Source organism: Streptomyces globisporus C-1027, from assembly GCF_000261345.2.
GTDB lineage: Bacteria > Actinomycetota > Actinomycetes > Streptomycetales > Streptomycetaceae > Streptomyces > Streptomyces pakalii.
In genome coordinates this window covers 6187521-6210185 of the sequence record NZ_CP013738.1, presented here as the reverse complement: position 1 = coordinate 6210185, position 22665 = coordinate 6187521, and the positions used below count along the sequence as shown (strand labels likewise).

At 71.6% G+C, this 22665-nt stretch carries 17 protein-coding genes and 2 pseudogenes; 6 read left to right on the top strand and 13 right to left on the bottom strand.

Going from position 1 to position 22665, the window contains the following annotated elements; genetic code table 11:
• Positions 1 to 40: 40 nt before the first annotated feature.
• Positions 41 to 1093: an iron-siderophore ABC transporter substrate-binding protein gene (locus WQO_RS27395; protein WP_010059542.1), complete on the bottom strand. Its 1053-nt coding sequence runs from the start codon at positions 1091 to 1093 to the stop codon at positions 41 to 43.
• Positions 1094 to 1371: 278 nt separating this feature from the next.
• Between WQO_RS27395 and WQO_RS27390 the strand changes: the two genes are divergently transcribed.
• Positions 1372 to 1866, top strand: coding sequence for a MarR family winged helix-turn-helix transcriptional regulator (locus WQO_RS27390; protein ID WP_010059544.1), 495 nt, complete (start codon positions 1372 to 1374; stop codon positions 1864 to 1866).
• 60 nt (positions 1867 to 1926) lie between these two features.
• Here the strand turns inward: WQO_RS27390 and WQO_RS27385 are convergent, their stop codons facing one another.
• Positions 1927 to 2892, bottom strand: a complete 966-nt coding sequence (locus WQO_RS27385) for a hypothetical protein (protein WP_010059546.1) — start codon at positions 2890 to 2892, stop codon at positions 1927 to 1929.
• A gap of 290 nt (positions 2893 to 3182) precedes the next feature.
• Here WQO_RS27385 and WQO_RS27380 point away from each other — a divergent pair, with 290 nt between their 5' ends.
• Positions 3183 to 4700 carry a cryptochrome/photolyase family protein gene (locus WQO_RS27380; protein WP_010059547.1) on the top strand — a complete coding sequence of 506 codons (1518 nt, stop codon included), beginning with the start codon at positions 3183 to 3185 and terminating at the stop codon, positions 4698 to 4700.
• A 29-nt stretch (positions 4701 to 4729) separates the two neighbouring features.
• Here the strand turns inward: WQO_RS27380 and WQO_RS27375 are convergent, their stop codons facing one another.
• Positions 4730 to 6073, bottom strand: a complete 1344-nt coding sequence (locus WQO_RS27375) for an aminotransferase-like domain-containing protein (protein WP_010059549.1) — start codon at positions 6071 to 6073, stop codon at positions 4730 to 4732.
• A gap of 169 nt (positions 6074 to 6242) precedes the next feature.
• Between WQO_RS27375 and WQO_RS27370 the strand changes: the two genes are divergently transcribed.
• Positions 6243 to 6890: a LysE family translocator gene (locus WQO_RS27370; protein WP_010059551.1), complete on the top strand. Its 648-nt coding sequence runs from the start codon at positions 6243 to 6245 to the stop codon at positions 6888 to 6890.
• 20 nt (positions 6891 to 6910) lie between these two features.
• On the opposite strand, the gene WQO_RS27365 is transcribed toward WQO_RS27370, so the two are convergent.
• Together WQO_RS27365 and WQO_RS27360 are read right to left on the bottom strand one after the other, a co-directional pair.
• Positions 6911 to 7969, bottom strand: a complete 1059-nt coding sequence (locus WQO_RS27365) for a vWA domain-containing protein (RefSeq protein WP_010059553.1) — start codon at positions 7967 to 7969, stop codon at positions 6911 to 6913.
• A 139-nt stretch (positions 7970 to 8108) separates the two neighbouring features.
• Positions 8109 to 10343: a M9 family metallopeptidase gene (locus tag WQO_RS27360; protein WP_237274227.1), complete on the bottom strand. Its 2235-nt coding sequence runs from the start codon at positions 10341 to 10343 to the stop codon at positions 8109 to 8111.
• A gap of 376 nt (positions 10344 to 10719) precedes the next feature.
• On the opposite strand from WQO_RS27360, the gene WQO_RS27355 reads away from it, so the two are divergent.
• Positions 10720 to 11430 (top strand): GntR family transcriptional regulator, encoded by a 711-nt coding sequence (locus WQO_RS27355; RefSeq protein WP_010059555.1) that lies wholly within the window; start codon positions 10720 to 10722, stop codon positions 11428 to 11430.
• Positions 11431 to 11493: 63 nt separating this feature from the next.
• On the opposite strand, the gene WQO_RS27350 is transcribed toward WQO_RS27355, so the two are convergent.
• From WQO_RS27350 to WQO_RS27315, 8 genes and pseudogenes are all read right to left on the bottom strand, one after another.
• A complete protein-coding gene (locus tag WQO_RS27350) occupies positions 11494 to 12495 on the bottom strand; it encodes a proline racemase family protein (RefSeq protein WP_010059556.1) in 1002 nt (333 codons plus the stop codon).
• Between the two features lies 1 nt (position 12496).
• A complete protein-coding gene (locus WQO_RS27345) occupies positions 12497 to 13411 on the bottom strand; it encodes a dihydrodipicolinate synthase family protein (RefSeq protein WP_010059557.1) in 915 nt (304 codons plus the stop codon).
• Entirely contained in the window at positions 13408 to 14883 is a 1476-nt protein-coding gene (locus WQO_RS27340) for an FAD/NAD(P)-dependent oxidoreductase (protein ID WP_010059558.1), read from the bottom strand. Before WQO_RS27340 ends, WQO_RS27345 begins: the two co-directional genes overlap by 4 nt.
• Positions 14876 to 15166, bottom strand: a complete 291-nt coding sequence (locus WQO_RS27335; protein ID WP_010059560.1) for a (2Fe-2S)-binding protein — start codon at positions 15164 to 15166, stop codon at positions 14876 to 14878. The genes WQO_RS27340 and WQO_RS27335 overlap by 8 nt, the downstream gene beginning before the upstream one ends.
• Complete coding sequence (locus WQO_RS27330) at positions 15163 to 16323, bottom strand: NAD(P)/FAD-dependent oxidoreductase (protein WP_010059563.1); 1161 nt, start codon at positions 16321 to 16323, stop codon at positions 15163 to 15165. Before WQO_RS27330 ends, WQO_RS27335 begins: the two co-directional genes overlap by 4 nt.
• 39 nt (positions 16324 to 16362) lie before the next feature.
• A pseudogene (locus WQO_RS27325) lies at positions 16363 to 16656 on the bottom strand (hypothetical protein); the annotation flags it as partial.
• Between the two features lie 45 nt (positions 16657 to 16701).
• A pseudogene (locus WQO_RS27320) lies at positions 16702 to 17890 on the bottom strand (TerD family protein).
• A gap of 33 nt (positions 17891 to 17923) precedes the next feature.
• On the bottom strand, positions 17924 to 18880 hold the full coding sequence (locus WQO_RS27315; protein WP_010059567.1) for a hypothetical protein: 957 nt from the start codon (positions 18878 to 18880) through the stop codon (positions 17924 to 17926).
• A gap of 113 nt (positions 18881 to 18993) precedes the next feature.
• Here WQO_RS27315 and WQO_RS27310 point away from each other — a divergent pair, with 113 nt between their 5' ends.
• Together WQO_RS27310 and WQO_RS27305 are read left to right on the top strand one after the other, a co-directional pair.
• Positions 18994 to 20172 (top strand): CapA family protein, encoded by a 1179-nt coding sequence (locus WQO_RS27310; RefSeq protein ID WP_029182194.1) that lies wholly within the window; start codon positions 18994 to 18996, stop codon positions 20170 to 20172.
• A 231-nt stretch (positions 20173 to 20403) separates the two neighbouring features.
• A complete protein-coding gene (locus WQO_RS27305) occupies positions 20404 to 22659 on the top strand; it encodes a cache domain-containing protein (RefSeq protein ID WP_010059569.1) in 2256 nt (751 codons plus the stop codon).
• Positions 22660 to 22665 lie beyond the last annotated feature (6 nt).

Here is a 22665-nt window from a genome sequence, read left to right as displayed (position 1 = left end):
TGTGCCTTGTGGGCTCGGCGGTCCGGATACCCGGCCGGGGTTACTTGCCGGCGGTCTTGACGGCCTTGTCGATGAGCGGCAGGTAGCGCTCGATCGTCCACGGGACGGTCAGCGGGTTGATGATCGAGGAGGCGGTGACGAAGGAGTTGTCGTTGCTCGCGACGACGGCACCCTTCTTGATCGCGGGGATCTCGCCGTACAGCTTCTGGCCCTCGATCTCCTTGCGGTTCTTCGCGTCCGTGTAGAACGTGAAGACGAGGTCGCTGTCCTTGAGCTTCTCGGCGTTCTCCAGGCCGATGAGGGCCGAGTCGGTGCCGGGGGTCTCCTTGAAGCCGTTGACGACCGGGTCGACCTTCAGGCCGAGCGAGGAGACCATCTTGACGCGCTGCTCCTCGGGCTTGAAGACGCCGAGGGTGCCGGGGCCGGAGTTGTAGATGTACGAGAAGGTGACGTCCTTGTAGTTCGGCCGGGTGGCCGCGGCGTCGGCGAGCTGCTTCTCGATCTTCGTCTTGAGACCGTTCGTGTCCTCGGTGCGGCCGAGCGCCTTGCCGATGATGTCGATCTGCTGGTCCCAGTCGGTGCTCCACGCCTGGTCGGGGTAGGCGACCGTGGGGGCGATGTCCTTGAGGACGTCGTACTGCTTCTGCGTGATGCCCGACCAGGGGGCGAGGATGACGTCCGGCTCCAGCTCGGTGATCGCCTCGAAGTCGATCTCCTCGCCGCCCGTGAACTGCTTCGGGAGCTTGTCGCCGGACTTCTTGACGGCTTCGTTGATCCACGGCAGGTAGCCGGACTTGTCGCTGCCCCACGGGTAGCTCTCGATGCCGACCGGGGTCTGGCCGAGGGCTATCGCGGTCTCGGCGGAGCCCTGGCCGAGGGTGACGATGCGTTCGGGCTTCTCCTCGATCTTCGCGGTACCGAGCGAGCTCTTGATCGAGACGGGGAAGGCGCCACCGCTCTTGGCCGAGTCCTTCGCCCCGTCCTTCGTGTCGCCGTCGCCGTCCGAGGAGCAGCCGACCAGGGCGACGGCGAGAGCGACGGTGGTGGCCGTGGCGGCGAGAGTGTGGCGGCGCACGCGGGTGAAGCCGAGCATGGAGGATCCTCAGGTTGGCCGAGCAATGAAGGTTAGGCAAGCCTAAGCGAGAGGGGTCGGTGGCTCAAACACACCCCTCCTTCACCACCGGTCATCGGCGCGGCCTTCGGGGACCGCCACTCCGGCATGAGCCCCGGCGGGGCAGGGGCGGAAGCGGAAGCGCGACGTGGTCTTGAGGCGACAAACCCAGGCCGAGGAAGGGATGGGAACCTGCTCCGGGGGCAGGCGGTCTCGACCCACCATATGGATCGCCGCCCCGAACCGCAGAAGGAGCAACCTTGACCGCCGCACCGCCTTCCCGTCCCGCCTCCCCTCGCAGGCAGCCGGAGGCCGGCGACCGTGACCGGTACTTCTCCCGGCTGGCGCAGGAGCGCCCCGACATCGCGATGTGCCGGGCGACGGCGCTGGTGGCCCACTCGACCGACGAGGAGCTGACCGGGCGCGGGCTGACCGTGGCCCAGCACCTCGTACTGAAGATGCTGAACGATGTGGGCCCTTGTTCCCAGCAGGAGTTGAGCACGCAGTTGCGCATCGACCGGAGCGTGATGGTCGGTTGTATCGACGGCCTGGAGGACTCCGACCTCGTGCGGCGCGAGCGCCACCCCACGGACCGCCGGGCCTATGCGGTGACACTGACCCCGGGGGCGGGACCTGTGCTGGCGGAGGCGGAGGGCGGGGTGCCGCGGCTGCTGGACCGGGCCTTCGGTGCACTGACGGCCGCCGAGCGGCGGACCCTGACCCGGCTCGTGGGCAAGATCCTCGATGTGAGCTGAGCCCGATCAGCCTCGGCGGGGGTGCGCCGAGGCGGCCCGGCAGAACGGCGCGGGCGGAGGTCAGTGCCCGTGATCGGCGGACTCGTCGCCCTCGGGCGCGGGCTTCTCGGGAGCAGCGCCCCCGGCGTGCACGGTGAAGGCGGCCGTACGGACCTTCCCCTCGTGCCGGAAGTCGAGGAAGAGGCGGTAGGCCCCCTTGCTCGGGGCCGTCGCGGTGAAGGAGACCTCGGGTCCGGACTCGGTGCGCCCGTCGCCCGGTTCACCGTTCGGGTGGACGTGCAGGTACGCCAGGTCTCCGGCGCGCAGCGCGACGAGGTGGCCGTAGGCACCGAGGTAGGGCTGGAGGTCGGTGACCGGCCTGCCGTCCTTCTCGACCGCCAGCTTCAGTTCGCTGCCCGCCCCGGGACGCAGCGCACCGGCGAGCGTGACCTCGTACCCGTCGACGGTCACCGTCCGCTCGGCTTCCGGGAGCGGCTCGGGGCGGGCGTCGCCGGAGACGGCGAGGTCGGCGCCGAGGGTGACGCCCTCGGCGTTCTTCTCGTCCGGGGTGAAGTCGGCGAAGACCCGGTAGTCGCCGGCCTCGGAGAGCTCGACGGGGGTGGACCAGGTGCCGTCGGCGGCCCGCTCGGGGTGCAGGTGCCGGTAGGTGGCGAGGTCGCTCGACGCCACGATCAGGTGCAGCTTCTTGCCGTGCTCACGGCGGAACGCGGTCACGTTGCGGGAGGTGCCGTCGTCCACGACGGCGAAGCGCAGCTCGGCGGGCTCGCCCGCCTCGACACGCGGGGTGTCGAGGTCGAGGGTGAAGCCTCCCTGGGAGACCTGGAGGCCACCGGGAAGCCCGGACGCCTCCCCCGCACCCTCCTCGGCCGCAGGGCGCTCCTTCTCGCCGCGACCCTCCCCGCTCTCCTGATGGGACGGCTCCTTCGGCGCGGCCACGGGATCCAGTGCACCGCCCACCGCGTACGCCGACCCGGAGGTCGCCGCGAGCCCCGAGGCGAAGGCCGCGATCTTGAGACCGGTCTGCATGGCCCACTCCCTCGTCAAGGCCGCCGGATCGCGACCACTCACCGCCCAAAATACCCCCCAGGGGTATCAAGTCAACCGGAGGCGATCCTGCAGGGCGATGCGGGTGGCACGGAGAACGAGGCCCGCCGGTCCGGCGCAGCACCCGCCGTGACGGTCCGAGCGGGCGTCGCCGAACGCACCGGCGACCGAACATGCCTTGCTCGTCTGCGCGGCGTGGCGTCGCGGGAGCCGCCCTCGCCCTCCCTAGCGTGGTGGAGGCGGGACCTCCGACGGCAGGACAGACGCACCTCATGGCACCACGCACCCACTGGCTCTTCGGCGACCAGCTCGGCCCCCACTTCCTGGACCCGCGCCACGGCGGCCCGGACGCCCACGCCCCCCTCCTGATGATCGAGGCCCGGTCCGTCCTGCGCCGGCGCCGCTTCCACCGGGCCAAGGCCCACCTCGTCCTCTCCGCGATGCGGCACCGGGCGGCCGAACTGGGCGACCGGGTCCGCTACGTCCGGGCCCGGACCTACGCCGAAGGGCTGGCGGAGGCGGGATTCGACGGTGGGGGCGACCGCCTGACGGTCTGCCACCCGACCTCCCGGGCCGCGCTGGACTTCGTGACCGCCCGGGACGGGATCGACGTGCTTCCGGCCCGGGGCTTTCTGCTGGGCCAGGAGGAGTTCGGGGCGTGGGCGAAGAAGCACGGGGGCGACCGGCTGCGGATGGAGGGCTTCTACCGGTGGGTGCGCCGGGAGCACGAGCTGCTCATGGACGGCGACGAACCGGCCGGCGGAACGTGGAACCTCGACCACGACAACCGCGAGCCGCCGCCCAAGGGCGTGAAGACCCTGGACGTCCCCGCGCCCTACCGCCCGCACGAGGACGAGATCGACGACGAGGTGCGCCGCGATCTCGACCGCTGGGAACGGGACGGCGAGGTCACGTTCGTCGGCCGCGACGGCCCCCGCCGCTTCCCCGTCACCCGGCGGGAGGCACTGGCCGCACTCCGGCGCTTCGTCGCCCAGCGGCTCGGCGACTTCGGCCGGTACGAGGACGCGATGCTCGCGGCCGACCCCGTGATGAGCCACAGCCTGCTGTCCGTGCCCCTCAACCTGGGGCTCCTGGACCCCGCCGAGTGCGTGGAGCGGGCCGAGCAGGCGTGGCGCGCGGGCGAGGCGCCGCTCAACAGCGTCGAGGGTTTCGTCCGGCAGATCGCGGGCTGGCGGGAGTACGTGTGGCAGCTGTACTGGCACTTCGGGGAGGAGTACCGGGACCGCAACGCGCTGCGTCACCGGGCTCCGCTGCCCGACTGGTTCCTCGACCTGGACGCCGACGCGGTGACCGCGAACTGTCTGTCCACCGTGCTGGCCCAGGTCCGCGACACCGGCTGGACGCACCACATCCCGCGGCTGATGGTGCTGGGCAGCCGGGCCCTCCAGGACGGCTGGGACCCGGCCGCCGTGACCGACTGGTTCCACCGGTGCTTCGTCGACGGCTACGACTGGGTGATGCTGCCCAATGTCGTCGGCATGTCGCAGTACGCGGACGGCGGCCGGATGACGACCAAGCCGTACACCTCCGGCGGCGCCTACATCAACAAGATGAGCGACCTGTGCGCGCCCTGCGCCTACCGCCCCACCGACCGCACGGGCGAGCACGCCTGCCCGTACACGGCGGGCTACTGGGCCTTCCTCCACCGCCACCGCGAGTCCTTGAGCTCCAACCACCGGATGGCCAGGGCGGTCAAGGGCCTGGACCGGTTGAAGGACCTCGACGGGCTCTTGGAGGAGATCGCGGAGCGCGGCGACGGGGCGCCCTGAGGGCCCGTCGGCTCCCAGGGCCCGAGGTCTCAGTCCCCAGCCAGGTCGTCCGGGGCGGAACGGGCGAGAGCGGCGAGAGTCGCGAGGGTCCGGGAGAGCACCTCCCTGGTGGGGGACGCCAGGCCGAGGCGGATCGCGTGCGGGCCACGGGGGCGGCCTGCGGCGAACGCCGCGGCCGGGGTCACCGCGATGGAGTGCCGCGCGGCGGCGGCGACGAAGGTGTCGGAGCGCCAGGGGGCGGGCAACTCCCACCAGAGGTGGTACGAGGACGGGTCGCTGCGGGTGCGGAAGTCCCCGAGGTGGCGTTGCGCGATCTCCTGACGCGCCCCCGCCTCGCGCTGTTTGGCCCGTACGAGCGTGGCGACGACACCGTCCTCCTGCCACCGCACCATCGCCTCCAGGGGGAACCGCATGGGCGTCCACCCGCCGGAGCGCACCGCCGCCGTGACCCGGCCCTCCAGCGCCGCGGGGGCCACGGCGAACCCGAGGGACAGTCCCGGGGAGAGCCGTTTGGAGAGGCTGTCGACGAGGACGGTGCGCCCGGGGGCCCGCGAGGCGAGGGACGGCAGGTCGTCCCGGAGGAAGGCCCAGACGGCGTCCTCGATCGCCTGGATCCCCGATGCCAGCAGCACGTCGGCCAGGTGGTCGAGCCGCCGCGCGGGCATGGTGAGCGACAGCGGGTTGTGGAGGACCGGCTGTACGTAGACGGCGTGCAGCGGTTCGGCGCGGTGCGCCTCCTCCACCGCCTCGGGGATCAGCCCGTCCTCGTCCATGGCCAGCGGTACGAGGGTGACGCCGAGCCGGGCGGCGATGGCCTTCAGGACGGGGTAGGTGTACTCCTCGACGCCCAGCCGGGCCCCCGGCCGGGTCAGCGCGGCGACAACGGCGGAGATGGCCTGCCGGCCGTTTCCGGCGAACAGGACACGTTCCGGATCGGGCCGCCCGCCGCCCCGCGCCAGGAGACCGGCGGCCGCCTCGCGGGCGGCGGGCGTACCGGCGGGCCCGACCGGGCGGAGCACCGACTCCAGGTCGTCGGAGCGCACCAGCTTCTCCAGGCCGGCGGCGAGCAGCCCGGCCTGTTCGGGGACGACGGGGTGGTTGAGCTCCAGGTCGACCCGGTGGGCGGCGGGCTCGGAGAGGGCCGGGGCGGGGGCGGGAGTGCCGGGCGCGGCCGCGACGAACGTGCCGCGGCCGACGTGGCCGACGGTGAGGCCCCGGCGGGCCAGCTCCTGGTAGACACGGGAGGCGGTGGAGTCAGCGATGGCGTGGAGCCGGGCGAACTCCCGCTGCGGAGGCAGGCGTTGCCCCGGTCCGAGCCCGCCGGACGCGATCTCCGCCGCCACGGTGTCCGCGACGGACCGGAAGTCCTTCACGGGCTTCACCTCCTTGGTCGCCGCATCGAAACACATCATTGCACCGAGTGCAATGCCCGCTATTGAACCGACCCGAAAGGCGAATCTAGACTCCGATTGCACCGAGCAACGAAGGCGGGACCGGGGGTTACGGTCGGGACCGATGGCATGAACAGGGCGGCGGACAGGCATGGTTGAGCTGAGCGGAGTGCTGGGCGTCGTGATGATCGCCCTGGGCATGGTGCTCACCCCGGGGCCGAACATGATCTATCTCGTCTCCCGGAGCATCACTCAGGGGCGACGCGCGGGGGTGGTCTCCCTCGGCGGTGTGGCCGTGGGCTTCCTCGTCTATCTGGTGGCCACGAATCTCGGTCTGTCGGTGGTCTTCCTCGCGGTACCCGAGCTGTACGTGGCGGTGAAACTGGCCGGGGCCGGCTACCTGGCCTACCTGGCCTGGACAGCCCTGAGGCCCGGGGGCGCCTCCGTCTTCGCGCCCAAGGAGATGCCGCACGACTCCGCGCGCAGGCTGTTCACGATGGGCCTGATGACGAATCTGCTCAACCCGAAGATCGCCATCATGTATCTGTCCCTCATCCCGCAGTTCATCAGCCTGGAGGCGGGAAACGTGCTCCTCCAGGGCTTCGTGCTGGGCTCCGTCCAGATCGTGGTGGCCCTCACCGTCAATCTGGGCATCGTCCTCGCGGCGGGGGCGATCGCCGTCTTTCTCGCCCGGCGTCCTTCCTGGCTCCGCGCCCAGCGCTATCTGATGGGCACCGCCCTGGGCCTCCTCGCGGTGTCGGTCGCGACGGACACCTCGGCACCGGCGGCCTCGGGCTGAACGAATGTCCGGGGAAGGGTTCAGACCATGATGAGCAGGCGCGTATCGGCCTTGAGCTTCCGGTTCACCGAACGGCTCTGCACATAGACCTCCAGCTTGGGGTTGTTGCCCGCCTTCACCGAGACGGTCCCGCGGACTCCGGCACCGAACAGGAGGTTGCGCGCCGCCTCGCCCGTGTAGGCGCGGTCGGTGGCCTTCTCGACGACGATGACCTCCTTGTCGGGCTGCACCTGGACGCGGGAGCCCAACTGGTAGTAGCAGGAGCCGCGTTCGTACGTGACGCCCGGGTGCGAGTCGACGAAGGCGCGGATCTCCATCTCCTTGTCGACCTTCAGCAGCCGGTACTTGTCGGCCGCGACCGGTTCGAGGGTGGCCCGCACGTCGTCCACGGATATGTCCTGGCCGACGGCGAACAGGTTCTTCGTGCCGCGCACGCCCTGCTCCCGGCCGCGCAGGAAGCTGGTGGCGGCGGCGCGTACGGTGCCGATCGCGTCCTCCACGCCCTTCTGCGAGTCCGCGTCCCAGATCGCGATGTTGCCGGCCGGGAATCCGTAGTTCTGGGCGGTGCGCTTGGCCAGGGAGTTCGGCACGAGGATCGCGGAGGTCCAGTGTCCCGGGAGCCCGTTCATCTTCGCGGTGATCCGGTCGAGCCAGGGGCCGAGGATGCTCATGTCGCCGTCGTGGCGCCGGTCGCCGCCGGAGGCGTTCTCCTCGCCGTCCGTCACGACGATCTGGAGGAAGCTGTGCTCGCCGTACTCCTCCCAGATGTGGCCCAGGTCGTCCAGGGACTTCAGCGAGGCCTCGATCAGCGCCGTCGCACCGTTGTTGACCTTGTAGAGGCCGCGCATCGACGGGAGGTGCTTCACATCCATGTCCCAGACGAGGTTCTCCACCCGGTGGTCGAAGGAGTAGAGGCTGATCCGGGTCTCGTGGCCAAGGCTGTCCGACTCGGCCTTCAGCCCCGCCACGAACTCGTCGACGACGCGGATCAGCTGACCCTGGTGCTGGTACATCGAGCCGGAGGCATCCACGACCAGAGCGACGTGATTCACCTTGTGCTGGATCCTGTTGGCGGACATGGCGGTGCTCCTTCTCCGGTGTTCCCCGAACCCCCCGGGGGGTTCCCCGAGCGATGTCTTCGACTCCATGGGGAGGCACTGACAGTGGGGCCGGGCGCGCGTGGCGCCCGGCCCCGGCCGGAGGGTGCGGTGAGCGGGATCAGTAGGCGGTCGTGACGGTGGTTCCGCCGAAGGTGCTCGCCGCGTGCAGGCTGATGTAGTTCGCGCCGGCAGGCGGGTCGGTGACGGTCAGGGTGTGGGTGTTGCCGGGGCCGGTGTCGCGACTGGTGTGGGAGGCGGTGGTGGCCCAGCCGGTGCCGCTGTAGTACAGGTCCGCGTCGCCGGTGCCGCCGCTGACGGTGATCTTCAGCCGCTCGGTGCCGGCCGGGATGTACAGGTAGTGGTAGGCGTAGTTGCCGGTGGTGGCGGAGAGGTCGCCGCGACGGCAGTTCTCGCCCAGGACGCGGGGGTCGGGGTCGGTGCACTCGGCGACGGGGGTGGTGGAGCCGTCGCCGCAGTCACCGGCGGCGCATCCCGCCAGCCAGGTCCGGAAGTCGCTGTCGTACCGCGTGCCGATGGTGCCGACGAGGTGGGTCCGGGCGGCGGCCCACTGACCGGTGCGGTAGTGGCCGAGCACCGTGTCCATGTCGGCGGGGTGCTTCTCCAGCATGTACCGCACGGCGAGGTAGCCCCAGCGGTACACGCGGGTGGTGTCGTGGCTGTAGTCGGTTCCGAAGAGGGTGCTCAGGGCGTAGGTGCCCTTGCCGGCCTCCGTCATCGCCGCGGTGTAGGGCTCGCCCCGGTAGTGGTAGGAGATGTACTCCGCGAAGCCCTCGACCCACCAGACGGTGGGGGTGCTCATGCCTGCGGCGAAGTCGCCGTACATCGTGAAGCGGCCGTCGAGGTAGTGCGTGTACTCGTGGTTGAGGTTCCAGATGTGGAAGTCCGGCCGCAGCCACTCCGCCTCGTAGGCGATGAAGCGGGGCTGGTTGCCCACGACGGAGGGGTCGCCCTCCAGGTACATGCCGCCGTTGTTGGTGTCGATCCCGTACATCGCGCCGGCGTACGTCTGGTAGTCCGCGCTGGAGTCATAGGCGATCACCTCGATGCTGGTGTTGTGGTCGTCGGCGACCGGGCCGTCGTCCTTGGCGATCCGGTGGAAGTAGGCGTCCTGCCCGATGAGGCTGGTGCAGGACGCGCTCAGCTCGGCGGACGTCATCTGCTGGGCGAGGATCCGGATGCCGGGGCTGCAGGTGTGACGGACCGGCAGGACCTCCCGCCTGAGGCGTTCCTGGAGGTCGCAGACGCCGTACGCTGAGCAGTTCGCGCGGTCGTAGTAGTCGGCCATCTCCGCTATGCCCACCCAGAGCGGGGCGGTGGGGCCGGTGATCGAGGTGCGGCCGAGCAGGTCGGTGGCCAGGGGCCGGGCCTTGCCCCGCAGGCTCGGGTACTGGAGGAAGCGGCCCAGCTCCCGCCCGGCGTTGGAGGTCAGGTACGCGTGGTCGCCGTCGAGCAGGGAGAGGTGGTCCGCGGCGAAGCGGTGCAGCGAGTCGATGAGGCTCGGGTCCGCCTCGACGGCGCTGACGAACTCGGGTACCTGGTGACCCCGGAAGGTCACCGTGTACACGCCGTTGACCGCGGCGAGCATCCGCGAGAGGCCGTTCCAGGAGGAGTCGTAGTCCGCCAGCATCCGCTTGACGACGTTCAGATAGCGCGCGTTCTCCTGGGCGCTGTCGATCAGGATGACCGCCTCGGACAGCGTCTCGCCGTTCTCGTCGGTGACGTCACGCGACCGGGGGCTCGCGAAGAAGCTGTCGAGACCCGAGCGGACGGCGGTCCGCAGGGCGCTGCCGTACGGGCCGACGACATCCGGGTTGTACCACTGCACGTAGTACCCCGCCCGGAGGTAGAGCACGAGCTGCGGAGTGCCGGTGCTCCCGTCGCCCGGATAGTAGGCCGAGTTGTCGCGCAGCGCGTACGCCACCGAGGCCATCTGGGCTTCGCGGAAGGCGAGTCGGGCGTTGTTGCCCGTCAGACTGAACAGCGTGTTCACGCAGTCGGTGGTGGACGCCTTGATCTGGCGCACCAGTTCGGCCCCGGTGCGGCCGGTGAAGTCGGCCGGGTCGCAGGCGGCGGCCTTCGCCGATAACGGGGCTTCGTGGTCGCCGTACGCCTCCCTGAGGGCGGACTTGTCGGCGCTCAGCGGGGGGAGCTGGGACACCGGTCGCCGGTCCTCGGTCCGGTGACCGGTGTCCGGTGCGGAGGCCTGCTGCGCCTGCGGCGCGGGGTCGGCCGATGCGGTGGTGCGGGCCGGTTGCGACGCGTTCGATGCCATGGCGGCCGAAGGGGAGTTCGGCTGCGCCTGGGCCGGCTGCGCGAGCAGCGCGACACCCATCGCCCCGGCCAGAGCCAGCGGCAGAACGGCACCCACACCTCGGCGGACGAGTGTGGTTCTCACGTTGTTTTTCCTCCCATGAGGGATCGGGCCACGCGCTCGCGTGACCGATGGGACGGACAGGGTGCGGCTCGGGGATTTCTCCATGCCGTGCTGTCGGCCGGACGGGATGGGATCGATGTCCAGACTTGACATGGCCACGCCCCGTGACATGTACAATGGCACAGGTCACACTTCACAGGGAAGGCCCATGACCGAACTCCGCCCCGGGGCTGCCCGTTTCGGGAAAGTCACAGGCGACAGAGAGAGGGGAGGAGGCGGACTCACCGCGCAACGTGACATCGTATGGTGCGGTGACATATCTGGAGGGGAACGCATGGGTGAGCTGAAGTCCCGCAAACTCATCTCGGTGCAGGAGCATTTGCGCGACCAGGTGGCCAACGCCCTGCGGGCCGCGCTGATAGCGGGGGAACTCCAGCCCGGCGTGATCTATTCGGCGCCCACCCTGGCGGCCGAGTACGGCGTCTCGGCCACACCCGTGCGCGAGGCCATGCTGGATCTGGCCCGGGAGGGCCTGGTCGAGGCCGTACGCAACAAGGGCTTCCGGGTCACCGAGCTCTCCGAGCGCGACCTGGACGAGTACACCGAGATCCGCGCGCTCATCGAGATCCCCACCATCGGCCGCGTGGCCCGCACCGCCTCACGCGAGCAGTTGGAGGCGCTGCGCCCGGTGGCCCAGGAGATCGTGGACGCCGCGCAGCGGGGCGACCTGATCGGCTACCTGGAGTCGGACCGCCGCTTCCACCTCGACCTCCTCGCCCTCGCGGGAAACGCGCGCCTCGTCGAGACGGTGGCCGACCTGCGCAAGCGCTCCCGGCTGTACGGGCTCACCGACCTGTCCCAGGAAGGGTCGTTGGTGGGTTCCGCGCAGGAGCACTCCGCGCTCCTTGACATCATGATCGAGGGCGACGCGGAGGCGGCCGAGGAGCACATGCGCGGCCACCTCGCGCATGTGCGGACCCTGTGGGCGGCCCGGAAGCGGGAGGCCGAACGCGCGGCCCCGTCCCGCAGGATCGGCGCGCACTGACACCGAAGTGGCCCCGTCAGGACCGGTGTTGACATCGAGGCCCGGTGTGCGCATCGGCAGCAATCACATGGTGAATCCCTCCGGGTAGGGGTCGGTCGGGTCGAGCAGATACTGCGCGGTCCCGGTGATCCAGGCGCGGCCGGTGACGGAGGGCAGGACGGCGGGCCGGCCGCCGACCGTGGTCTCCGACAGGATCCGGCCGGTGAAACGGGAGCCGATGAAGGACTCGTTGACGAAGTCCTGCCCGGTCTTCAGCGCTCCCCGCGCGTGCAGTTGGGCCATCCGGGCGCTGGTTCCCGTCCCGCACGGCGAGCGGTCGAACCAGCCGGGGTGGATCGCCATGGCGTGCCGCGAGTGCTCGGCGGTGGAGCCGGGGGCCTCCAGATAGACGTGGTGGCAGACGTCGATCGCGGGGTTCTCCGGGTGGACCACCGGGTTCTGTTCGTTGACCGCCCGCATGACGGCCAGGCCCGCGTCGAGCAGCCGGCCCTTCTCCGCCCGGTCGAAGGGGATGCCGAGGTCCTCGGTGCGTACGATCGCGTAGAAGTTCCCGCCGTACGCCATGTCGTAACGGACCGGTCCGAACCCCGCCACCTCGACAACCTGGTCCAGCGCGTGGCTGTAGGAGGCGACGTTCTCCAACGTGACGGACTCGGCGCGGCCGTCGCGCACAGTGACCCGTGCCGTGACGAGACCGGCGGGGGTGTCGAGGCGGATCAGGGTCTCCGGCTCGACCGCCTCGACCATGCCCGTCTCCACCAGGACCGTCGCCACGCCGATGGTGCCGTGGCCGCACATCGGAAGGCAGCCGGAGACCTCGATGAACAGCACGCCGAAGTCGGCGTCCGGCCGGGTCGGGGGCTGGAGGATCGCGCCGGACATGGCTCCGTGCCCGCGCGGCTCGCACATCAACAGGGTGCGCAGCCCGTCCCGTTCGGCCATGAACCGCTGCCGCCGCTCCGCCATGGTCGCGCCCGGCAGGACACCCACCCCGCCGGTGATCACCCGGGTCGGCATGCCCTCGGTGTGCGAGTCGACCGCGTGGTAACAGACCGTGGAACGCACGTCAGTTCACCCCGCCGTCGATGAGGGCCTGGGTGGCGGAGCGCACGACGGCCTCGGTCTCCGGGTCCAGGGCCTGGCGGGGCGGCCGGCAGACGCCGCCGGTCCGGCCGATCATGTCCTGGCCGAGCTTGATCGCCTGGACGAACTCGGTCCTGCTGTCCCAGCGCAGTACGGAGTGGAGGCGGCGGTAGAGCGGGAGCGCGGTGGTGAGATCGCCGGCCAGCGCGGCGTTGTACAGGTCGAGGCAGGCGCGCGGGAAGACCTGGGGGTATCCGGCGACCCAGCCCTTGGCCCCGGCGACGGCGACTTCGAGGAGGGTGTCGTCGGTGCCGATGACCAGGTCGAGCCCGGGGGCGAGTTCGTTGATGGCGTAGCACCGCCGTACGTCCCCGGAGAACTCCTTCACGCCCACGATGAACCCCTCGGCGTACAGCTTGGCCAGCAGTTCGGGGCGCAGGTCGACCTTGGTGTCGATGGGGTTGTTGTAGGCGGTGACGGGGAGTCCGGCGGAGGCGACCATCGCGTAGTGCTCCAGGACGGCGCGGTCGTCGGCCCGGTAGGCGTTGGGCGGCAGGCACATGACGGCCTGGCAGCCGGCGTCCCTGGCGAAGAGCGCGTGCCTCCTGGCCTCGATCGCGCCGTACGCCCCGACGCCCGGCATCACGGTGAAGCCCTCGGGCGCGTGGGCGACGGCGGTCTCGACGACACGGTCGCGTTCCTCGTACGTCAGGGTCTGGTACTCCCCCAGCGACCCGTTCGGGGCGACGCCGTGCAGGCCCTGTTCGGCGAGCCAGGCGACGTTGTCCCCGTACGCACCGTGGTCGACAGCGAGGTCCCGGCCGAACGGGAGGCTCGTCGCGACGATGACACCGTGCCAGGGCGTACGGGCGGGGGCCGTGCGGTCCACGCGGTTCATGGGGACTCCTCAGGTGGGTTCGGAAGGGTGTCGCCGGTGGAGGGCTCGGCGGAATCGGCGAGTGTGCCGAGGGTGATCGGGGTCGCGATCAGCCGTTCGGCGGGGGTGTAGGGCTCGGCGCGGGCTGCGACGAGGCCGTGCACGGCGGGCCCGCAGATCCGGCCCTGGCACCAGCCCATGCCCGCCCTGGTCAGCTGTTTGACCTGCCGGTGGTCGGCTGCCGAGCCGTCGGCACGGGCGGCGAGGACAGCACCCGCGGTGACCTCCTCGCACCGGCAGACCGTGGTGTCGTCGGTCAGCCAGGCGGGCCAGTCCCGCGGCACGGGGTGTGCCCGGGCCAGGGCGCGGGCGAAGGCGCGGTGCCGGGCCACCGCCCGGCGCTCCGCGGCCAGAGGCCGGATTCCCGGTCGGCCCGGCGCGGAGAGGTCGGTGAGCACCGAGACCGCCGCCACGCGCCCTTCGCTCAGCGCGAGCGCCGCCCCGCCCACCCCGCAGGTCTCGCCCGCCGCGTAGAGGCCCGGAACGGTGGTGCGCTGTCCGGCGTCGACGGCGGCGGCCATGGTGCCGTCGCCCGCGTCGGCGAGGTCGCAGCCGAGCGGGAGCAGCAGGTCGAGCTGGGGCACGAAGCCCCAGCCGACGCCCACGGTGTCGGCCTCGATCCGCCGCTCGGGGCCCGGGAGCGGCGCCCCGTCGGCGTCCAGGGCTGCGGTGCGTACAACGGCGACCCGCCCCTCCCCTTCGGCGCCGACGATGCCGGTGCGGGTGCGGACCGGGATCCGGTGCCGGGCCAGCGTGCCCGCGTAGCCAGCGGCTTCGGCCCACTTGGCGGGGTTACGCAGCAGGGATGCGGGGTGGCGCAGCCAGGCCGAGGGGACCGCCGCCTCGCACACCGCGACGACCTCCGCCCCGCGTGCGGCGAGGGCGGCGGCGACGGGCAGCAGGAAGGGGCCCGTGCCGCCGAGGACCACGCGCCGGCCGGCCACCACTCCCCCGCCCTTGAGCAGCGACTGGAGTCCGCCGGCGGTGAGCACACCGGGCAGGTCCCACCCGGGGAACGGGAGTTGGCGGTCGTAGGCGCCGGTCGCCACGAGCAGGGCCGGTGCGCGCAGCACGACGGCCCGCTCCTCGGGCAGCCGGCTGCGGTCCACGGCGTGGACGGTGAAGCCGTCCGCCGCGCGGGCCGTGGTCCAGACGGGATGGTCGAGCAGGAGCGTGAGCCGTCCGATGCGCTCGTGGGCGGCCAGGGCGGCGCGCAGCGCCCGGTAGGTGCGCAGGTCGTGGTGCAGATCATCGGTGGGGAGGGCTTCGCGCGCGTGGTCCGGGGGGTGGCGCCAGAACTGGCCGCCCGGCGCGGAGCCCGCGTCGACGAGGACGACCCGCAGCCCGCCGTCCAGGGCGGTGACGGCGGCCGCCATACCGGCGGGCCCAGCGCCCACCACCACGAGGTCGGCGGGCTTCGGGGGCTCAGCCATCGTCGCCCTCCCCCGTCGCGACGTCCATGCCCGCTCGGGCCTGCACCAGGCAGGCGCGCTGCCCGCGCCGTCCGTCGACGGTGACGAGGCAGTCGTAACAGACGCCGATCCCGCAGAAGACGCCCCGGGGCCGCTGCCCGCCCCGGGTGGTCCGCCAGGCGACCCGGCCGGAGGCGACGAGCGCGGCGGCCAGGGTCTGACCGGGCACGAACGCCAGGGGTTCGCCGTCCACGGTCAGTCCAGGTGCGGTGGGTACGTCGGTCTCCGCGGCCGCTCGGGTCACTTCGGCACACCTCCGGTCGTGAGGAATCGGTCGGGCAGGAGGCCGGTGTGGGCGGCCGGATCGGCTCCGCGCCACGGGCGGCCGAGCAGCTGGGCGGTGATCAGGGCGCCGGTGCCGGGGGCGAGCCCGATGCCCGCGCCCTCGTGGCCGCACGCGTGGAGGACGCCGGGGGCCCGGGGATCCGGGCCGACGACCGGCAGGTGGTCGGGGCAGTACGGCCTGAACCCCCGGTAGGCGCGGAGGAGATGGACGTCGCGCAGGAACGGGAAGAGGCGGCAGGCCTGCGCGGCGAGCAGGGCCACCACGGCCGGGTTCATCGCGGTGTCGAAGCCGACACGTTCGCGGCTGGCGCCGATCAGGATGGTGCCGGCGCGGGTGCCCTCGACGACGCACGAGGTCTCCAGCCCCTCGTCGCTGGAGGCGACATGGGCGACGTAGTCGGCGGAGTAGACCTTGTGCCGGATCATCGGCGGCAGCGGTTCGGTGACCAGGACGAAGCCCCGGCGCGGCAGGATCTCGACGGGGGCGCCGAGGCGGCGGCCGACCTCACCGCCCCACGTTCCGGCCGCGTTGACCACGGCGTCGGCGGCCAGCACCGCGCCGTCGGCCGTACGGACTCCGGTGACCCGCCCACCGGTTCCGGTGACGGCGGCGACGGCCTCGCCGGTACGCACCCGGGCGCCGCGCCGGACAGCGGCCCGCAGGAGTCCGGCCGCCGCGAGGACCGGCTGCACCTGGGCGTCCTGCGGGTAGTGGACACCGCCCGGGAGTCCGGGTGCGATGTGCGGTTCGAACTCGTTGAGGTGGTCGACGCGTTCGGTATGGATTCCGGCCGTCGCCTGGCGTGCGGCGAACGCGTGCAGAGCTGCGAGGCCCTCGGGGGTGCTCGCGACGACCAGACCGCCCTTGTTCTCGAACTCGACTTCTCCCGGGCCGAGTTCCTTTCCCGCCTCATCCCAGAGGTCACGGCTGAGCCGGGCCAGCTCCAGCTCCGGGCCGGGCTCCTTGTCGGAGAGCAGGATGTTGCCCTCCCCCCGGCTGGTGGTGCCCGCACCGACCGGGCCCCGGTCGAGCACCGTGACACCGAGACCGGCGGAGGCGGCGTGGAACGCGCAGGCGGCGCCCACGATGCCCGCGCCGATGACCACGACGTCCACCGCCACCTCCAGGTGCAATGTCACATGCCATTGCCCAGGCTATACATCGGTCCGGCCCGAGGACAATGCCGCCGTCGGCGCGAACTCGGGCAGGACCAGGGCGGCGTGGGCCGGTCGACCCTCCGCCGCCGGGGGCGTGGCGGCGAGACCGCGCAGCAGGGCGTTGCGCTTCTCCGAGCGCGAGGCTGGAGCCCTGCCGGTCAGGAACGAGGGCGCGTACGCGGCGTCGCCCACCAGCGCCACCCGGCCGTCGGCCCAGCGGGGCATGCGGATCTGGCTGACCATGTCGAAGACCAGGTCGTCCGCCGCGCACACCGCGGCCGAGGTGCTCGGCTCGGCTGAGTACACCGGCCCTGAGCCGCGACGAGACCGAGTGGTTCAGTCGGCGACGTCGACACCATACCCGCGCGCGAGGGCGTCGAGGCCGTGGTCGTAGCCCTGACCGACGGCACGCAGGCGCCACACCGGACCTCTGCGGTAGATCTCCGCGAGGAGCATGGTGCGTTCGGTCGTGGCGGCGTCCAGGGTGGCCCGGGCCAGCGGTGCGCCGCTGCTGCCCAGGGCTGCTCCGATCTGGATCGCACCGACCGTCCCGAAGGTGGCAGCGCCGTCGATGGCCGCGGCGACGACGACCTTGCGCGTCGCCGGCGGCAGGGAGGCCAGGTCGAGGGCGATGGTCTGTTCGGCAGGACCGCCCGTCAGCAGTCGCACCGTCCCTGCCGGGCTCTCAGGTACCCCGTAGAAGATGAAGTCCTCGTCGAAGGTGACCTGTTGGTCCTCGTCGAGGAGGAACGCGACGACGTCGATCTCGCAGTCCGGCTGCGGGGCCCAGCCTGCGGTGATGTACCACTCCGGCGCCGGTCTGCCGTGAGGAGCGGGCAGGTCGATGACACCGCCTCTGGGCATCACGTGCGGTTCCTGAGCCCGCGGCGCCGTCCCGGCCGCGACGGTCGGGGCGCTGAGCCAGTGGATGTCATGCACGGGGAGCTCAAGGGTGGTGATGCGGCTCATACGCCGATCACCCTCCCCCTTTTCCAGAAGTACGACGTCGGTGACGCTTGCGGACAGGTTGATCGCCGCGGACCCGCCCAGTTCGACGATGCGGGTAGTGGGCTGCGAGGGTGCCGAGCTTCATGTCGCCCGCCGGCGGATCCACCTGACGATTCAGCGCCAGGGTGCACAGGCGCTGCGAAACCGGCAGCCACATCCGCGCGCGGGCGAACTCATGGGCCAGGAAGTCGTAGTCGAACTGGGCGTTGTGGGCGACCAGGACCCGGTCCTGAAGCATCGCCCCGATCCGCCCGGCAATCTGATCGAACGTCGGCGCACCGCGCAGTCGCTCGGCGGTCAGCCCGTGCACCTCCACCGGTCCGGGATCACAGCCCGGATCGAGCAGCGTCGAGAACTCCCCGGTCTGCTCGCCGTCCGGACCGATCGTGATCACCGCGACGGACAGCACACGGTCTCGCCGGGCCATGAGGCCCGAGGTCTCCACGTCGACCAAGGCCCAGTCGTAGGCGTAATCGCCCATTGCGGGCGCACTGAAGGAAGCGGAGACCAGACTCATGACGGCAAGGATGATCCGACATCCAGCCTTCCTTCAACCTGTATGCCGATTTGCGCTAGTTCGCGTTGCCGCAACAAGGCGGTCCCGCGACCGCCTACCCCCCCCCGCATTCCACCCCGCCACCAGCCCACCCAACGCCTCGGCCGCCTCTTCCGTGTCGCGGCCGTCGTCCGCGCGGGCGTGGCGGGCCAGTTCGACGTGGACGAAGCCCGCGTGTTCGCGCTGCGCCGAGCGGCCCTGGACGTTGCTCCGGCCCTCCAGCGGGCAGCGCGCCTCCCAGGCCCGGCAGACCCGGAGCCCGTCGTCGTTCATACGGTCGGCCAGGGCGGCCACCTCGGCGGGGGCCGTCTCGACGGCGCCGGTGGAGACGACGGCGTCCCAGGGGCGGTCGGAGGAGTCGGCGAAGCCGTGCAGCTGAACGCCGGGGACCCCGCGCTTCTGCAGCTCCACGACGACCGTGTGGAAGGCGCTGTCCTCGCGGTGGGCGACATCGGCCTGGCCGTCCTCGCCGGCCCGGCGGTGGGATCCGGCGAGGACGAGTGCGCCGCCGGGGTTCTGCTCCAGGAGCCGGATGCCGAGGTCTTCGGTGTCGCGGTCGGAGACGGGGTGCGGGACCTGGGCGTTCCAGCGGACGGTGGAGTCGGCGTTCAGATACACGCGGCCCCAGCGGACGCTCTCCCCCGGGCCGGTCGCGGCGATCTCGTCGTAGCGGCGGCCCGAGTCGGTGTCGGTGAGGCGGGTGAGGCCCAGGCCGAGCGGGGCGAGCTGCCGCTCGGCGTCCTGGGCGTCACCCGACAGCAGACTGCCGACGGCCTTCGCCAGCCGCGCGCGCTGCGCCTTGCCGGGCGGGCTGTAGGGAACGTCGGCGCGGAACGTCGACGTGTACCCGAGGATGCGGTTGCGCAGGTCGACCAGTTCCCGGGCGCGCGGAACGGATTCCTCCGGGTTCGGGGACGTATCGGCCTGACAACCGGCCAGAGTCAGGATCAAACCCACCGGGACGAAAATGCGGAGGAAACGTGATCGTCTCGTGATGGCAATACGACGATCACGCATGATGCTCATGTAACCATGACTCAGTGACATTCCGTAATTCTCTCGGTATGGGTCGTTCGGTGGGCCTGCTGGCGATAGCCATCGGCCTCACCGTGTCGTGCGGCTCGGAACCCGCGCAGCCCCAGGCCAAGGCCGGCGGCCGCAGTTTCACCGTCGCCGCGGCCGGAGACGTTCTCATCCACCCCGAGCTGGTCGAGCAGGCCGCCAAGGATGCCGAGAAGAGCGGACGCGGGGAGGCCGGCCTGGACTTCGGGCCGCTGCTCGCCGGGGTAAAGCCCGTGATCAGCAAGGCCGACCTCGCGATCTGTCACATGGAGACACCCGTCGGGAAGCCCGAGGGCCCCTTCCAGGGATACCCGGAATTCCTGGTTCCGCCGCAGATCCTGACCAGCCTGAAAGACGTCGGATACGACACCTGCTCGACGGCCTCCAATCACACCTTCGACCATGGACTGAAAGCCGTGCGCCGCACGCTGGACACCATGGACAAGGTGGGCCTCGGGCACAGCGGGTCGGCGCGGACGCCGAAGGAAGCAGAGCAGATCACCCTCCGCGACGTCAACGGCGTCAAGGTCGCTCACCTCTCGTACTCCTGGGAGTCCTTCCTCAACCCCACGCCCGAGAAGCAGCGCTGGGCCTTCAACCTCTCCCGCACGGAGACCATCAAGAAGGACGAGAAGCGGGCCCGCGACCAGGGCGCCGAGGTGGTGCTGCTCTCCCTGCACTGGGGCCTGGAGCACTACAACGAGCCGAGCGTCCCGCAGCTGGACATGGCCCGGCGGATCACCGAGGAGACCGGGGTCGACCTGGTGATCGGGCACCACGCCCACGTGGTGCAGCCGATCCAGAAGGTCAACGGCACCTGGGTCGCCTACGGCCTCGGCAACCAGGTGGCCCGGCACTCCTCGCCGACCGGCCTCACCGAGGAGGGGGCCATCGGCTGGTTCGAGTTCCGTGAGACCGCCGACGGCTGGGACGTCTCCGCCCGCTACCGCACCACGCTCGTGGACATCCCGCCGGAGCTCGAACCCGGGGAGAAGGCGCCCGAGGGCGCGGTCGAGGACCTCCGGCTGGTGGACGTACAGCAGGCACTGGAGCACCCCGAAGGGCTGTCCGCCGACCGGACCGCCCGCTACCGGCTGGCCGAGGACCGGACGCGCGGCTTCCTCTTCAACCGGGGAGCCCCGGGCGGTGACGGCCTGAAGCGGCTGTCGCCGCAGAAGTGACCAGGCCCACACCACCACATACGCCAACGGACGCAACCCTTTAGGCAGTTGTCCGTCTTTTCTACGACAGCGTCTCGTGCTTTTCGACGACAACGTCTCGCAGCCACGCGACAGCGGTGCTTCCTCCGGGCACTGAGCACCCGCAGCGACCAAGGAAGAAAACCGGTGACATCGACTCCTGCCGCGCCCCTCGCGCCGAAAGGCCGGCGGCGCAGCCGCAGACGTGCGGACATGCCGTTGCTGGGTGGCATCCGGCCGCCGATCGCCCTGCTGTGCGTGCTGATCCTCGCCCTCGCGGGCCTCACGGCCAAGGTGCTGGGGCCGGGCGCGGAACCGGTCGTGCCCAAGGCGGTGCTCTCCTCGCAGCAGCACTTCGCCGAGGACGGCGCCATCGCCCTGCGCGCCTCGATCGACGAGCGGGTCACGGACCTCGAACGCACCGCCACCGCGCTGAACGCGGGCAAGCCGGCCGACCCCGAGCGCGTGCTGTCGGACCTGAGCAAGGCGTACCAGAAGTGGACCGGAACCACGGTGCTGGACCTGGCGGACGGCAAGGTGCTCGCTGCTCGCGGGGAGCGCATCCCGCTCGCCTGGGTGGACAAGGACGTCCTCACCGGTGACGGGGCGCTCACCCCGCGGATGGTGCGGCTGGACACCGGCGACGTACGCCTGATGACGATGGCCGTGCTGGAGGGGAAGCAGGGGACGCAGCAACTGCTGGTCGCCTCCAACAGCCTCTCCGTACCCCCCATCAACCTGGGCCCGTTCCGCAGCATGGCCGTCGCCGCACGTGGTGGCGAGATCCTCGCGACCGCCGGCTTCGAGCAGTCCGAGGCGCTGAACTCGGACGCGGAGCGCAAGGAACTCACCTTCCTGCAGAAGCAGATGACCCGGCTGTCCGACCAGGCCGCGAAGGAGACCGAGCAGAACCCGGTGAGCGCCCGCGAGCCCGGCTCCCGCGGCTACCCCGGTGTCAGCGGAACCCTGGTGGGCGGGGGCTACAACGGCCGGGTCGCCACCGTCGGGTACGCCTCCCTCGCCGCCTCCGACCCGGAGGACGGGGAGAGCGTCGCCGCCGGTCTCGGCCTCACGGTCGTCTCCCTGCTTCCCGTGGTCCAGCAGCAGACGCTCACCGACGACAGCCGGCAGCTCTTCGGCCTGCTCGCGGCGGGCGCCCTGGTGCTGCTCGGCCTGCTCGCGGTCGCCGTGCTGTGGATGACCGTGCAGCGCCCGCTGCTCGGTCTGTTCCTGGAGTCCCGCCGGCTCGCCCGCGGCGACCTGGTCCGCCCGGTCACGGTGCCCCGCTGGGGCGAGGCCGCCCGGATCGGCGCCGCGCTGGAGCGCATCCGCGGTCAGCTCGGCGGCCCGCACGGATCGGACGGCACCGTCGGCGCGCGCCCAACCGGCCGGTTCCGGGGCGGTGCGCGCGGGCCGCTGGCCCTGACGGCTGTTCTCCTGCTGCTGTGGTGCGTTCCCGTCGGGCTCCTGCTCAACCGCACGGACGGGACCGTCAGCATCCCCGCCGTCATGGTCAACGACCAGCGCGACCGCACCGACCTGGTCGCCGACCGGGCCCGCCGGGCGCTGAACGAGGCCCAGGCCGACCTCGTCTCCACCTCCCGCCTGCTCGACCTCGACGACCCCGCCGCCACCGAGACCGTGCTGAAGAGCGCCCTGCGCGAACACACCCGCTACCAGGCGCTGTACGTCGTCGGCACGAACGGCGACGTCGTCGCCCGGGCCGGCGGCGACCCCCACCCGTGGAGCTCGGAGAAGGACCCCTCGCTGGTCCGCGTCTCCGGCCAGGGCGAGAAGAGGCCCGTCGTCCAGGCCGGGGCGCCCGTGCCGGAACGCAAGGGCATGACCCTCGTCGGTGAGGTGCGGGTGGAGTTCCTCAACTCGCTGCTGAAGCGGCCCGGCCTCGGCGAGGTCCGGATCGTGAACGCGGACGCGCGGACCCTCGCCGCGAGCGACGGGTTCCGGGCCTTCGAGGGGCTGCCGAAGGACGCGCTGCCCGACCTGGTGCGCGCCGCCAATGTGCGGGTGGGCGCCGGGCCGCTGGAGAACGGGCTGCTCATCCGGGACGGTGGCGCCGTCACCGTGGCCGCCGCGGCGCCGTTCACCGGCGGCGGCGTCGCCGCCGACCTGGGCTGGACCGTCGTGAGCTGGCAGGACGCCGGCCGCTTCGAGATCACCGCCTACGAGCGCGAGGACCGCAGCGTGCTCGCCAGTCTGCTCGGCATCGCCCTGATCGTGGTCTGCCTGGGCTGGATCCACCTCGTCGTCGTACGGCCCCTGCGGGCCCTCGCGGCGGCCACCGAGAAGCTCGCCGACGGAGACCTCAAGACCGTGCACTACCCCCGCTACCAGGACGAGGTGGGCGCCGTCGTCCGGAGCCTCGAACTGATCCGCCAGCAGTTGCAGGCCCGTCGGCAGACCCAGGCGCGCCGGCCCGCCGAGTCCCGGCCCGGCGCCGGAGGAAGGTGACCCAGC